Source organism: Kitasatospora sp. NPDC047058, assembly GCF_040643935.1.
Taxonomy (GTDB): Bacteria; Actinomycetota; Actinomycetes; order Streptomycetales; family Streptomycetaceae; genus Kitasatospora.
Genome location: NZ_JBEYVJ010000002.1, coordinates 28721 through 41848, shown reverse-complemented (window position 1 = coordinate 41848; position 13128 = coordinate 28721). Strand labels below are relative to the sequence as shown.

14 protein-coding genes are annotated in these 13128 nt (G+C 73.4%); 6 read left to right on the top strand and 8 right to left on the bottom strand.

Features of this window, described 5'->3' with window-relative positions; genetic code table 11:
- Positions 1-66 precede the first annotated feature (66 nt).
- From ABZ885_RS00490 to ABZ885_RS00475, 4 genes are all read right to left on the bottom strand, one after another.
- Complete coding sequence (locus ABZ885_RS00490) at positions 67-573, bottom strand: DinB family protein (protein WP_360181346.1); 507 nt, start codon at positions 571-573, stop codon at positions 67-69.
- Positions 573-1376, bottom strand: coding sequence for a VOC family protein (locus tag ABZ885_RS00485; protein ID WP_360181343.1), 804 nt, complete (start codon positions 1374-1376; stop codon positions 573-575). Before ABZ885_RS00485 ends, ABZ885_RS00490 begins: the two co-directional genes overlap by 1 nt.
- 199 nt (positions 1377-1575) lie before the next feature.
- Positions 1576-4212, bottom strand: coding sequence for a terpene synthase family protein (locus ABZ885_RS00480; RefSeq protein ID WP_360181340.1), 2637 nt, complete (start codon positions 4210-4212; stop codon positions 1576-1578).
- Between the two features lie 283 nt (positions 4213-4495).
- Positions 4496-4837: a DoxX family protein gene (locus ABZ885_RS00475; protein WP_360181337.1), complete on the bottom strand. Its 342-nt coding sequence runs from the start codon at positions 4835-4837 to the stop codon at positions 4496-4498.
- A 318-nt stretch (positions 4838-5155) separates the two neighbouring features.
- Here ABZ885_RS00475 and ABZ885_RS00470 point away from each other — a divergent pair, with 318 nt between their 5' ends.
- Positions 5156-5746, top strand: a complete 591-nt coding sequence (locus ABZ885_RS00470) for an HhH-GPD-type base excision DNA repair protein (protein ID WP_360181334.1) — start codon at positions 5156-5158, stop codon at positions 5744-5746.
- A 109-nt stretch (positions 5747-5855) separates the two neighbouring features.
- On the opposite strand, the gene ABZ885_RS00465 is transcribed toward ABZ885_RS00470, so the two are convergent.
- The gene (locus ABZ885_RS00465; RefSeq protein ID WP_360181331.1) at positions 5856-6245 is read right to left on the bottom strand and encodes a DUF4345 domain-containing protein; all 390 of its coding nucleotides are present in this window, start codon (positions 6243-6245) and stop codon (positions 5856-5858) included.
- Between the two features lie 84 nt (positions 6246-6329).
- Here ABZ885_RS00465 and ABZ885_RS00460 point away from each other — a divergent pair, with 84 nt between their 5' ends.
- The gene (locus ABZ885_RS00460) at positions 6330-6938 is read left to right on the top strand and encodes a TetR/AcrR family transcriptional regulator (RefSeq protein WP_360181328.1); all 609 of its coding nucleotides are present in this window, start codon (positions 6330-6332) and stop codon (positions 6936-6938) included.
- 4 nt (positions 6939-6942) lie between these two features.
- Here the strand turns inward: ABZ885_RS00460 and ABZ885_RS00455 are convergent, their stop codons facing one another.
- Both ABZ885_RS00455 and ABZ885_RS00450 read right to left on the bottom strand, forming a co-directional pair.
- Positions 6943-7155 (bottom strand): KTSC domain-containing protein, encoded by a 213-nt coding sequence (locus tag ABZ885_RS00455; RefSeq protein ID WP_360181325.1) that lies wholly within the window; start codon positions 7153-7155, stop codon positions 6943-6945.
- Positions 7156-7241: 86 nt separating this feature from the next.
- Positions 7242-8735 (bottom strand): MFS transporter, encoded by a 1494-nt coding sequence (locus ABZ885_RS00450; RefSeq protein WP_360181322.1) that lies wholly within the window; start codon positions 8733-8735, stop codon positions 7242-7244.
- Positions 8736-8828: 93 nt separating this feature from the next.
- On the opposite strand from ABZ885_RS00450, the gene ABZ885_RS00445 reads away from it, so the two are divergent.
- Both ABZ885_RS00445 and ABZ885_RS00440 read left to right on the top strand, forming a co-directional pair.
- A complete protein-coding gene (locus ABZ885_RS00445; protein ID WP_360181319.1) occupies positions 8829-9800 on the top strand; it encodes a YafY family protein in 972 nt (323 codons plus the stop codon).
- A gap of 59 nt (positions 9801-9859) precedes the next feature.
- Positions 9860-10291: a GNAT family N-acetyltransferase gene (locus ABZ885_RS00440; RefSeq protein ID WP_360181316.1), complete on the top strand. Its 432-nt coding sequence runs from the start codon at positions 9860-9862 to the stop codon at positions 10289-10291.
- A 75-nt stretch (positions 10292-10366) separates the two neighbouring features.
- On the opposite strand, the gene ABZ885_RS00435 is transcribed toward ABZ885_RS00440, so the two are convergent.
- Positions 10367-10885: a YbhB/YbcL family Raf kinase inhibitor-like protein gene (locus tag ABZ885_RS00435; RefSeq protein WP_360181313.1), complete on the bottom strand. Its 519-nt coding sequence runs from the start codon at positions 10883-10885 to the stop codon at positions 10367-10369.
- Positions 10886-10991: 106 nt separating this feature from the next.
- On the opposite strand from ABZ885_RS00435, the gene ABZ885_RS00430 reads away from it, so the two are divergent.
- Both ABZ885_RS00430 and ABZ885_RS00425 read left to right on the top strand, forming a co-directional pair.
- A complete protein-coding gene (locus tag ABZ885_RS00430) occupies positions 10992-11714 on the top strand; it encodes a rhomboid family intramembrane serine protease (RefSeq protein WP_360181309.1) in 723 nt (240 codons plus the stop codon).
- A gap of 120 nt (positions 11715-11834) precedes the next feature.
- Positions 11835-13001 (top strand): hypothetical protein, encoded by a 1167-nt coding sequence (locus ABZ885_RS00425; protein WP_360181306.1) that lies wholly within the window; start codon positions 11835-11837, stop codon positions 12999-13001.
- The last annotated feature ends 127 nt before the right edge of the window (positions 13002-13128 follow it).

Below are 13128 nucleotides of genomic sequence, written 5' to 3'. Positions count from 1 at the left end.
CCCGCGCGAGGCCCCTGCCACCCGGCCACAGACGCCCCGCCCGGACGCCCGGCCACGCCGCGCCGCTCAGCCCATCGTCCTGGCCCCGTCCAGCGACTCCCGGATGATGTCCGCGTGCCCCGCGTGCTGCGCGGTCTCCGCGATGACGTGCAGCAGCACCCGCCGCACCGACCAGCTCGCACCCGGTTCGAACCACGGTGCCTGCGGCAGCGGGTGCGCCCGGTCGAGGTCCGGCAGGGTCGTGACCAGCTCGTCGGTCGCGCGCGCCACCCGCTCGTACGCGGTGAGCAGCGTGGCCAGCGTCTCGCCGTCCGCCATCCGGAACTGGCCCTCCCAGTCGTACGGCTCGCGCTCCATCGCCTCCGCGCCGCCGGCCGCGAACCGCATCCAGCGCGACTCGGTGCCGGTGACGTGCTTGATCAGGCCGCCCAGGCACAGTTCGCTCACGGTGGTGCGCCGGGCGGCCTGCTCGTCGGTGAGGTCGCGGACGGTGTAGCGCAGGAAGCCGCGGTGCTTGTCCAGCGTCTCCAGCAGGTCGGCCCGCTCCCGGCTCTCCCCGCTCTCCCCGCCCATCAGGCGTCCGTCATCACCGGCATGTCACCGGCGGTCGTCCCGAGGTCGATGACGCCGAAGGCCGCGCCCTGCGGGTCGCCGACGGCCGCGAACCGGCCGAACGGGCTGTCCATCGGGCCGAAGTACAGCTTGCCGCCGCGCTCGGCGACCTTGGCGACGGTCGCGTCGCAGTCGTCCACGGCGAAGTACACACTCAGGTAGGACGGCGCCTCGGGCGGCAGGTCCTCCGGGCCCATGCCCATCCGGCCGAGCACGGGCTGCCCGCCGGCCCGGAAGATCTTGTAGTCGACCTCGTCCGTCTCCATCTTCTGCGTGCTGTACGGGAAGACGGCGGGGAAGAAGGCGTCCGCCTTGCCGGGCTCCCGGGTGAGCACCTCGGCCCAGGTGTACGCGCCGGTCGCACCCTGCTTCTCGAAGCCCTCGTGGGCGTCCGCCTGCCAGACCCCGAAGGCGACCCCGCCCGGGTCCCTGGCCAGCACCATGGTGCCGAAGTCGCCGACCTTCGTCGGCCCCATCACCACCTCGCCGCCGTTGGCCCGGATCCGGTCGGCGGTGGCGGCGGCGTCCGGCGAGGCGAGGTACAGCCACCAGGAGGAGCGCTCCTCCTCGTCCTGGCCGGGCATCGACGGCACCACGGCCGCCACCGCCTTGCCGTCCGAGTACGCCTGGGTGTAGTTCCCGAACTCCGACGAGGCCTCGCCGAAGGTCCAGCCGAGCACGTCGCCGTAGAACGCCTTCGCGCCCTCCACGTCCCTGAACATCGCATCGGCCCAGCAGGGTGTGCCTTCGGGTAGCGCGGCCATGGTTCTGCCCTTTCGTGACGGTTTGCCCCGGTTTCCCACCCCGGTTCGCCACCCTAGCCAGTCCCGCACCCACCCGCGCCCCGAGCGGCCCGCCGGCCCCGGACAGGCCTGAGCCGACCCCGCCTGCCCGGCGGCCCCGGGCACGCGACGGCCCGCCGGCGGCTGCACCGGCGGGCCGTCGCAGGACCGGAACCGGCCGTCAGCCGGCCACCTCCGGCAGCGCCCCGGTGAACGGCGCCCGAGCGCCGGCCGTCCCCAGGCCGGTCGGCCCGGACGGCACCAGCCCCGGCCGCGGGGCCTCCTCCGCCGCGCCCGCGACCGCCCCCGCCGGGGCCGCCGCCACACCGATCCGCGCCGCCGACGTCCCCAGGCCGGTCGGGCCCCAGGACGCCGTCCCGGCCGGCGCCGTCCCCGCCGGTTCCCGGACCTCGACGGCCTCGCCCGCCGCCCTCTCCACGGACGCCGCCGAAACGCCGCTCTCCACCGGAACGCTCTCCATCGGAACACTCTCCTTCGCAACAGTCCCTGCCGAATGCGGAACGGCCCCCACCGAGAACTCCTCGAACCCGAAGTGCCGCTTCAGGTCCTCCTCGGTGTACCGCTTGCAGCCCCGGTGCCAGAGCAGGATCCCGGCGAGCCAGTTCTCCAGCTCCCCGACGTAGCCGTCCAGAATCGCCCGGCCCTCCGGGGCCAGCCCGAAGTCCTCGTACAGCACCGGAAACTCGTTCTGCGCGACGTGCCGGAACTGGCTCAGCCGCGAGTGCATCAGGTCGTCGACGATGCGGACCGCCGCCGGGTAGTCGCAGTTGAAGAAGTTCTGCACCACCAGCACCGCGTTGTGCACCTCGCCCTCGTACTCGATCTCCTTCTGGTACGAGAACAGGTCGTTCATCATGCACGCGTAGTCGGCGGCCGCGTTCTCCAGCGAGCGCATCGGCCCGCTCTCGTGGATCCCCTCCGGGACGGCCTCGCCGTGCGCCAGCCGGCAGAGGCTCATGGTGAGGTCGGAGCCGAAGGTCTGCCGGCGCATCTCGATGTAGTCGACGGGGTCGGGAATGCGGTGCTGCGCCTGGTTCTGGAGCTCCCACACCCAGCTCCGCGCCATGTCCTCGACGGCGGTGCGGAACCGCTGCCGGGCCTCGGCGGCCATCGGCCCGGCGGTCCGCTCCCAGAGGTCGGCCAGCCCGCGCTCCAGCGCGTTCTCCGGCTCCGGCGTCGCACCGCAGTCGAGCGGCATGAAGGCGGAGAACCGCGTGGTCAGGCGCTTGGCACCGGCGAGGTCCCTGGTCCGCCCGAACACCGCCGGGTAGTAGTCGTCCCCGTAGGTGCCCCAGGTCAACCAGTCCGAGGTGAGGTCGAGTTGACCGGCGTCGGCATCCGGGTGGATGCCGGCCGCGCAGAGCGGGAGGTCGTAGTCGTACGCCTTCTCCGCGGTCCACACCTGCGAGCCGGGCACCCCCGGCTGCGCGTCCAGGATGCCCATCCGCCCGGCCCACTCGACCGTGTTGCGCCGCGACACCTCCAGGTGCGGGCTCGGCTCGACCGAGAACGGGAGGTCGAACTCCGGCAGCCGGGACGGCCCGACGTGCTGGTGCGGCACGTGGCTGTGCGAGCGCGCCCGCCGCACGCCCGGCGACGTGCCGCCCGGGGAGCCGGCCGCCCCGTCCGCCACGGCAGAAGCCCCGTCCGCCGCGCGGCTCAGCGAGCCCAACTCGCCCAGGCCGCCGGGAAGTCCGCGACCCGAACCGGCCCGGAGCAGGTCCAGTGCCGACGTCCCGACGCCGCCGATCGCGTACGCGTCCCACCAGTCGACCGCGGCCGGCCCGGCCGGTTCCGCCGCCGCGCCGCCGCCGTTCATGTAGCGGCTGGACCGCAGGTGCCACTCGTGCCCGCCCGACTGCCAGTCCTGCAGCCCCTTCACGTACCCGAGGACCTTGGCGCAGCCCTGCGGGTCCAGCCCGGACTCGGCGAACAGCAGCGGGAGTTCGGCGAACACGGTGTTCTCGAACTGCTGCAGCCGTGAGGTGAGCAGGTCGTTGACGGCCTCCGCGGCCTCCTGCGTCGAGCAGCCGAGGAAGGTCTCCAGCACGAGGACGCCGTTGCTGAGCTCGCCCTCGTCCTCGACCTCCCGCTGGTAGGAGAAGAGGTCGTTCCGCAGGTGGACGCCGTCCGCGAAGGCGTCCATCAGCACCCGCAGCGGGCGCGAGCCCGAGACCTCCTTGGGCACCTCGGCGCCGGCCGCGTACTCGATCAGCCCGGCGGACCACGGCGCGCCGCCGACCTTGCGGCGCATCTCGATGTACTCGACCGGGTTGGCGATCCGGCCCGCGTTGATGTTGGCGAGCTCCCAGAGGGACTCGTTCAGCAGGTTCCGGGTGCTCTCGGCGAACCGGATCCGCCAGTCCTCGCCCATCGACGGGACGGTCCGCCGCCAGAGGTCGGCCAAGCCCGCCTCGACCGCGTTGACCGGCTCGGGCACCGGTGTGGACGGGTCCGCCGGCATGAACAGCGGCAGCCGGTCCAGGTAGGCCTTGCCGCCCTCGCGGTCGTTGGTGCGCTTGTAGACCTCCAGGAAGTGGTCGTCGAAGAAGAACACCCAGACGTACCAGTCGGTGACCAGCGACAGCGCCTCGGCGGAGGCGTCCGGGTGCGTGTAGGCGCACAGCAGTCCGTAGTCGTGGGCCTCCAGGTCGGCGGTGTCCCAGATGCCCGAGCCCTCCAGCATCCCCATCTCCCGCGCCCACCCGGTGGAGTGGGTGCGGGCCTCCTCCAGATGGGGGTTGAGGCGTGCCGGGTGCGGCACGTAGAAGGACGGCAGTTCGAACGGCTGGGTCACCGGGCGAGCCTTTCTGGACGCGTCGAGGAAGCCGACCGGCACAACGAGACAGGCGTCTGTCCCGCACGGCCCGCCACCCGGTCGGCTCAGCATTACCCCTCGCCGGCACCCCTCACCGGGGAACGGGAACAGTCATATGAAATAAGCCCATTGACTCGAATACCCGCCCGATTCGGCGCCCCGCACTGGATCACCTGTACGCCTCGCCGCCCCGCCACGCGCGGAACGCCGAAAGGGGGCGGGCGCATCAACCGCGCCCGCCCCCTTCCGCACCCTGCGCCCCTCAGGCGTGCAGCACCAGCGAGGCCGCGGCCGGCGCCAGGTAGATCAGCGGGAACGGGACGTGCGCGTAGGCGCGCGCCCGGAGGACGGTCACCGCGGCACCCGCGAAGTACAGCACCAGCCCGACCGCGGCCAGCACCCCGATCACCGGCACGAACAGCCCCACCAGCAGCCCGAGCGCCCCGGCGGCCTTTGCGGCGCCCAGCAGGTTCCACCACGGCTGCGGCACCCCGTACTCGGCCAGCGGCTGCACGACGTACGCGGCCCGGGCGAAGACCGACCAGCCCGAGAAGCCCGCCATGACAGCGGCCAGAACGGTGACGACGACGTGGGCGACGGACATGGGACGCTCCTCGGGTGGCGGGTCTCTCGTGCTCTTCCACCCCTCTGACCCGCCGCGCCGCCCACGTGTGACACGCCCGCGGAAAAACTTTCCGGCGGGTTCCGCCCCCGGCGGCCGGCGCCCCGGTCCGGCCGGCCCGACCACCACGCCCTGCCCCTCCGGGGGCGCGCAGAATCCGGCGGTCAAGAACTATGCCGACGAACCAACCAGTCACCCCAAGGAGCGACATCCCCCCGGGCGTGTTGCCCGCCTCCGCTCCACGCCCGTCCACCAGACTGGGCGGCGACCCGAGTCTCCAGCTCAGAGGAGGGCTTGCCCATGAACGTCACCGTCCGGCTCGCGCAGCAGCCTGAGGCCGACGAACTGCTCGGGCGCAGCGCGCTCGCCGCGCTCGTCGGGATGTTGCTCGACCAGCAGGTGCCCATGGAGTGGGCGTTCGCCGGACCGCTGACCATCGCGCAGCGGCTCGGGCGGGACGACCTGGACGCGCACGAGATCGCCACCTACAACCCCGAGGCCTTCGTCGCCCTGCTCTCCGAGAAGCCGGCCGTGCACCGCTACCCGGCCGCCATGGCGAAGCGGGTGCAGCAGCTCTGCCAGTTCCTGGTGGCCCAGTACGACGGCGACGCGGCCGGCCTCTGGCGGAACGTCAGCACCGGCAAGGAGCTGCTCAGCCGGCTCAACGCGCTGCCCGGCTTCGGGAAGCAGAAGTCGCAGATCTTCCTCGCCCTGCTCGGCAAGCAGTACGGCGTCCGGCCCGAGGGCTGGCGCGAGGCGGCGGGCGGCTACGGCGAGGAGGGTGCGTACCGCTCGGTCGCGGACATCACCGGCCCGGAGTCCCTCGACAAGGTGCGCGCCCACAAACAGGAGGTGAAGCGCGCCGCCAAGGAGGCCAAGGCGAAGGCCTGACGCGCCGCCCGCCACGCCACCCGCCCGGCGCCCCTCCCCGTGGGCGCCGGGCCTGCGCGCCGCGACCGCCCGCCGGTCCCTGCCCGCCGGCCCCTGCGCCCAGCCGGCGCTACGCCCGCCGCGCCGCCTTCTCGTCCGCCGCCGCGAGCCCGAAGAAGACCGGGGACAGGGCGAGTTCGAGCACCATCAGGAACAGCTGGAACCCGTGCGGCCGCCCCTCCACGACGATCGAGAGCACCCGTCCGAGCGCCCCGAGCAGGAACACCCCGGCGAGCACCCGGACCACCCGCGCCGGGACGGGCGACTGCCGGGCCGCCCACACCCACGCCAGCCCGTAGCCGGCGAAGACCGCACCGAAGAAGCGGCCCATGCTGTCCACCGTCGCGCCGGCCCCGGCCTCCCCCGGGACCGCCGCGTTGCCGCCCACCACGTGGAAGAGCCCGATCGCCACGCAGGCGACCCCCATCGTCCACGCGAGCACCCGTAACGCCCTGGCCATGACCGGCTCACCCCTCACTGCAAGTTGACACACGTCTACTTCAGTAGGCGGCACTGGTAGACACGTGTCAAGTAGTGTTCCCCCATGCCTCCCCGCCAGCGGCTCAGCCCCGCCGAACGCCGCGCCCAGCTCCTCTCCGTCGGCGCGCGGCTCTTCGCCGCGCGCCCGTACGAGGAAGTGCTGATGGAGGACGTGGCCGCCCAGGCGGGGGTGTCCCGCGCGCTGCTCTACCGGCACTTCCCGGGCAAGCACGACCTCTTCGCCGCGGTCTACAAGCAGGCGGCCGACCAGCTCCTCGCCGGGACCCGCCTCGACCCCGCCGACACCCTGGTCGATCAGCTGGCCCAGGGCCTGGACACCCACCTCGACTACTTCACCGCCAACCGCAACGCCGTCCTCGCGGCGAACCGGGTGCTGGCCGGCGACCCGGTGATCCAGACGATCATGACCGATGAGCTCGACGCCCTCCGCGCCCGCCTGCTGGGCGTCCTCCCACTCGCCGACGAGCACGCCCGCGAGGCGGTCTCCGGGGTGCTGAAGAGCTGGCTGGTCTTCGTCCGGGTGCTCTGCGTGGACTGGCTCACCGAGGAGACCTGCTCCCGCACCGAGCTGCGGGACGTCTGCATCGGCGCCGTCCTCGGCGCGATCCGCCCGCTCCTCGCCACCGACCCCGCCCCGGACTGGCCCCGCTAGGGCGTCACCCCAGCCGCCGGTACGCGTACCGCCCCCGGATCCGCCGGACGAAGTACCTCCCGAGGCTCTCCGCCGCCATCAGCTCGCGGTGCACCCGCCCGGGCACGGCGTCGTACGTGTAGACGCCCCCGTGGACGAACTCCAGCTCCAGCACGAGCAGCGCCGCGTCGTACCCGACCGAGCGCAGCGCCGAGGAGTCCACCGGCGTACGGTTCATGGCCCTCCCAGTGTGCGCACGCGGGCCCCGGCCGCGCACTCGCGACCGGGGCCCGCCACCCGCACACCGGCCGGGCCGGCACGGTGTCAGACCAGCACGGGCTCCTGCTCCCGCGGCTCCACGGCCTCCGCGCCCGCGGCGGCGACGACCGCCGCCCTGCGCCGCGGCAGCGCGAACATCAGCAGGAACACCAGCGCCAGCACCCCCGCGACCCACCACATCGCGTGCACGAACGCGTCGCTGAACGCCGTCCCGGCCTCCGCCGGCGTGACCACGTCGGGCATCGCGCCGAAGAACGCCACCGACACCAGGCCCAGCCCCAGCGCCATCCCGACCTGGCCGACCGTGTTGATCAGCCCGGACGCCGAACCGGCGTGCTCCCGCGGCACCTCCGCCAGGATCGCGTCCGTGATCGGCGAGACGATCAGGCCCATGCCCAGGCCCATGATCACCAGCGGCAGCGCCATCTGCCACGGCGCGATCGCCGTCCCGTACCGGCCGGCCTCCCAGATGTAGGTGAGCACGCCCGCCGCCATCACCAGCGCGCCCGCCTGGAGCACCTTCCGCCCGAACCGCGGCACCAGCTTCTGCACCGAGAGCCCGGCCGCCGTCGAGACCGCGAGCGAGAACGGGATGCCCGTCGTACCGGCCTTCAGCGGGCTCCAGCCCAGGCCCAGCTGCATGTAGAGCGTCCAGACCAGGAAGAAGATCCCGGTGACGACGCCGAAGGTCAGCTGCACCCCGATGCCGGCCGCGAAGCTCTTCACCCGGAACAGCGACAGCTCCACCAGCGGCGAACCGTCCCTGCGCGTCTTGATCCGCTCGTAGGCGACGAACAGCGCGAACACCGGCAGGCTCCCGGCCATCGACAGGTAGCCCCAGAGCGGCCAGCCGGCCTCCCGGCCGTGGGTCAGCGGGTAGATCAGCATCAGCAGGCCCGCGCTCGCCAGCAGCACGCCCACCAGGTCCAGCTTCAGCGCCCGCTCGGCCTTCGACTCACCGATGAACGCCCGGCCCAGCAGCAGCCCGGCGACGCCCACCGGCAGGTTGATCAGGAAGATCGGCCGCCAGGCCAGGCCGAAGAGGTCCCCCTCGGTCAGCAGCGCGCCGATCATCGGGCCGGAGACCGCGCCCAGGCCGACCACCGCGCCGAACAGGCCGAACACCTTGCCGCGCTCCTCCGCCGGGAAGGTCGCGTGGATGATCGACAGCACCTGCGGCACCATCAGCGCCGCCATCGCCCCCTGCAGCACCCGCATCGCGACCAGCATCTCGGCGCCGCCCGCCAGCCCGCAGAGCGCGGAGGCGACGGTGAAGCCGCCGATGCCGAGCAGGAACAGCCGCTTCCGCCCGTAGATGTCGCCCAGCCGGCCGCCGGTGATCAGCCCGATCGCGAACGCCAGCGCGTAGCCGCCGGTCACCCACTGGATGGCGCTGAACGAGGCGCCGGTGTCCGCCTGGATGCTCGGGACGGCGATGTTCACGATGGTGACGTCCACCAGATCCATGAAGGAGGCGGTCATCACGATCGCGAGTGCGATCCACCTCCGCCGGTCCGCCGTCGCGGTGTCCGTCGTCATCTCGTACTCCTCTACCTCGCTCTTCGGCACGTCTGCGACAGTACGGGGCATGTAGGTCAGATCCTGTCCGCCTTGTCCGGCATCCTGGACGCCATGACCGACACACCGGCACGACTGCTGAGCCTGCTGTCCCTGCTCCAGACGCCGCGCGAGTGGCCCGGCAGCGAGCTGGCCGAGCGCCTCCAGGTCAGCCCGCGGACGATCCGCCGCGACATCGACCGGCTGCGCGCCCTCGGTTACCCGGTCGAGGCGACGATGGGCGCCGTCGGCGGCTACCGGCTGGTGGCCGGGACGGCGATGCCGCCGCTGCTGCTGGACGACGAGGAGGCGGTGGCCATCGCGGTCGGCCTCCGGGCGGCCGCCGGACACGCGGTGGTCGGCATCGAGGAGGCCTCCGTCCGCGCCCTCGGCAAGCTCCTCCAGGTCCTGCCCGGCCGGCTGCGCCACCGGGTCGGCACGCTGAACGCGGCCACCGTGCCGCTGCTCACCGGCGACGGGCCGACCGTCGACCCCGAGGACCTCACCGTGCTCGCGGGCGCCGTCACCAACCGGGAGCGGCTCCGCTTCGACTACCGGGCCGGGAACGGCGCCGAGACCCGCCGCCTGATCGAGCCCGACCGGCTCGTCTCGGCCGGCCGCCGCTGGTACCTCGTCGGTTACGACCTGGACCGCGAGGACTGGCGGCTGTTCCGGGTGGACCGGGTCAGCCGGCCGTTCGCCACCGGGGCCCGCTTCACCCCGCGCCCGCTCCCCGCCGAGGACGCCGCCGCGTACGTGGCGAGCAAGCTCCGCCGCCTCACCCCGACGTACACCCTGGTCGCCACCCTGCACGCACCCGCCGACGAGGTCCGGCGCCGGGTGGGCGGCGACTCCGAGGTCGAGCCGGTCGACGAGCGGAGCTGCCGCTTCCGCTCCCGGGCGGACTCCCTGGAGTGGCTGGCCATGCGCCTGCTCATGCTCGGCTGCGAGTTCGAGGTGCACGAGCCGCCGGAGATGCACGCCCACCTGCGGGCACTCGCCGACCGGGCCGACCGGGCGGCCGGGAGCGGGGCGGAGCGGGCGTAGGCCGGCCCGCGGGCGATATCCGATGGTCCGCCGGCGGCCCGTTCTGTTTGGATCCCGGCATGAGCACCGACCCCGCGGACGACTACGAGATCTCCACCGACGCCGCGCGCCTCGACGCCGGGCTGATCCACGCATGGCTGTCGCAGGACGCCTACTGGGCACTCGGCCGTGCCCGCGAGAAGCAGGACGAGGCGATCGCCGGCTCCCTCAACTTCGGTGTCTACGAGCGCGCTTCGGGCGCCCAGGTGGGCTACGCCCGGGTGGTCACCGACCGGGCCACCTTCGCCTGGCTCTGCGACGTCTACATCGCGCCCGCCGTCCGCGGCAGGGGGCTGGGCACGGCCCTGGCCACCGCCGTCCGGGACCACCTCGCCCCCTTCGGCCTGCGCCGCATCCTGCTGGCCACCGCCGACGCCCACGGGGTCTACGCCAAGGCCGGGTTCGAACCGCTGGCGAACCCGGGGAAGTGGATGGCCCTCGGCGCGCAGTGAAGGGCCCGCAGCCGGGCCCGCGTCCGCGCCGGATGCCGGACGGACCCGCCGGGGGCCCGTCCGGGCCGGCCGGGATCAGACCCCGTACTCGGCCGTGATCACCGCGCGGGCCAGGGTGTGGAAGGTGACGTGGAAGCCGATCTGCGCCGCCGGGGTGTCGGCGGCGACGTCCAGCTCCGCCACGTCCAGCGCGTGCACCGCGAAGGCGTACCGGTGCGGGGCGCCGGGCGGCGGGGCGGCACCGTCGTACTTGTTGCCGGGGAAGTCGTTGGGGCCGTGGAACGAGCGCTCACCCGGCAGGTCCGCGTCCGAGGAACCGGCGCCGCGCGCCAGACCGGTGGTGCCGGCCGGCAGGTTGAGCGCGAGCCAGTGCCACCAGCCCGAGCCGGTCGGCGCGTCAGGGTCGAAGCAGGTCACGGCGATCGAGCGGGTGCCCTCGGGCAGCCCGGCCCAGGCCAGCTGCGGGGAGAGGTTCCCGCCCGCGTGGATGAACTCCTCGGCCAGCCCGCCCCCGTCGGTGAAGTCCTCGCTGGTCAGCTCGAAGGACGGCACCTGCGGGAGGAACTCGTACGGCAGCGGCGGACGAACGGTCATCAGTGGGTCACCTCTCGACGAACCGGGCAGCCCGGCTCCTGGCTGAACGACACGATTCACTGTAGTGGGGTGCACACCCGATCGAGGCGGCCCTAGAGTCGGCGTCATGTCCCTGAACGACCCGAGCGGTTCCTCGTCCGCCCTCGACCCGGCCCGGATGATCGCCGACGCCCGCCGGGCGCTCTTCACGATGACCGGCGTCATGGCCGTCATCTGGCTGCTGCAGCTGGTGAACTGGCTCGACGACTACGGCCTCAGCAAGGAGTACGGGCTGCGGGCGCAGGAGCTCGGCTCCCTGCCGAACATCGTCACCTCGCCGCTGCTGCACTGGAACTGGGCCCACCTGGAGGCCAACTCGGGCCCGCTGTTCGTCTTCGGCTTCCTCGCCGCCTTCCGCGGGGTGAAGAAGTTCCTGGGGCTGACCGCGCTGGTCGCGGTGGTCAGCGAGCTGACGGCCTGGGTCTTCGACAAGCCGAACTCCGTCGGCGTCGGCGCCAGCGGCATGGTGTTCGGCTACTTCGGCTACGTGGTGCTGCGCGGGATCTTCGACCGCAACCCGGTCGACACCCTGATCGGCGTCGTGCTGGGCGCCTCGTACGCCTACATGGTCACGTCGGCCCTGCCGGGCACGGCCCCGGGCATCAGCTGGGCCGCGCACCTCGGCGGCCTGGTCGGCGGCCTGGCGGGCGCCTGGATCTTCCGCAACCGGGGGCAGGGGGCGGCCGCCGCGAAGCCCGCGACGGCCCGCGACACCAAGACCGCCGGCACCGGCATCGTCCCCGGCTCGCGGGCCGACCTGCTCAAGGAGCTGGACGACTTCGGCCTCTGACTCCGCGCCGGCCCGCCGCCGGACGGCACCGGACACCCGACCGGCCCAGCGCGGTATAGACCAATCCTGCCGCTCCGGCTAGCGTGAGGGGCACCCGCCCACCTGCTCCGGAGCCGCACCGTGGAGTCGTCCGTCCTCGCCTTCGCCACCGACCTGCTGGACGAGGGCGCCGACACCTTCTTCGGCAACCTCACGGACCGGGCGGGCGTCGGCGGCGTCACCCTCGCCTCGGTCTACCACGAGGCCCGGGACGTCTTCCCGCACAACCCGCGCCGAGTGGTCCGCTACCTGGAGCCCGGCGCCGCCTACTTCCGGCCCGACCCGGCCCGCTGGGCGGGGCGGAGGCTGCGGCCCACCCCCTCCACCGCGATCGGCGACCGCGACCCCTTCGCCGAGGCCGCCGCCGAGGCGCAGCGCCGCGGGCTCGGCCTGCACGCCTGGACGGTCTTCTGCCACAACGACCGGCTCGGTTTCGAGCACCCCGACTGCGCGCCCGCCAACGCCTTCGGCGACCGCCACCTCACCGAGCTCTGCCCGGCCGCGCCGGAGGTCCGGGAGTACGCGGTGACGCTGGTCGGCGAGCTGGCCCGGTACGGGGTGCGCACGGTCCGCGCCGAGTCGCTGCACTTCCACGGCCTGCGCCACGGCTACCACCACGAGCGGTACTTCGAGGAGCTGGGCCCGGTCGCCGAGGCGCTGCTCGGGATCTGCTTCTGCGCGCACTGCCGCGCCGCCGCCACCCGAACGGGCGTACCGGCCGACGAGGTCGCCGCGGCCGTCCGGACCGAGCTGCGCCGCCGGCTGGCCGACGACGCGGCCGCCGCCGAGCCGGGTGCCCTGGACGAGCTGGCGGGCGGCGCGCTCGCCGCCTACGTGGACGCCTCCGCGGCGACGGTGACCTCGCTGGCCGCCGAGGTGACCGCGGAGGCGCAGCGGCACGGCATGCGGCTGAACTTCATGGACGGCGGCGGCCCGGGGAAGGGCTGGCTGGCCGGGATCGACCTGCCCGCGCTCACCGGGGCCACCCACCGGATCGAGACGCTCGGCTACGCCAGGACGCCGGAGGCCGTCCGCGAGAAGATCGCCGCGTTCGCCCTGCACGGCGTCCGCCCGCAGGAGCTGGCGGTGATCCTGCGCCCGATGGCCTCGGACTGCGACGGTCCGGCCAACCTCGCCGCCAAGATCGCCGTCCTGCGCGCGCTGGGCGTGCCGGAGGTCGGGTTCTACCACTACGGCCTGATGCGGCTCTCCTCGCTGGACCGGATCGGCGCCGCCCTGGCGGGCTGACCCGGCCGGCGGGTGGCCGAAACGGCCGGTGACCGACGCGGCGGGTGGCTGAAAATCGTCGCCCGTCTGCACGATTCATCCGGGCCATGCCAACATACGGACACGCGTTCCCCCTCGTCGTGGTCAT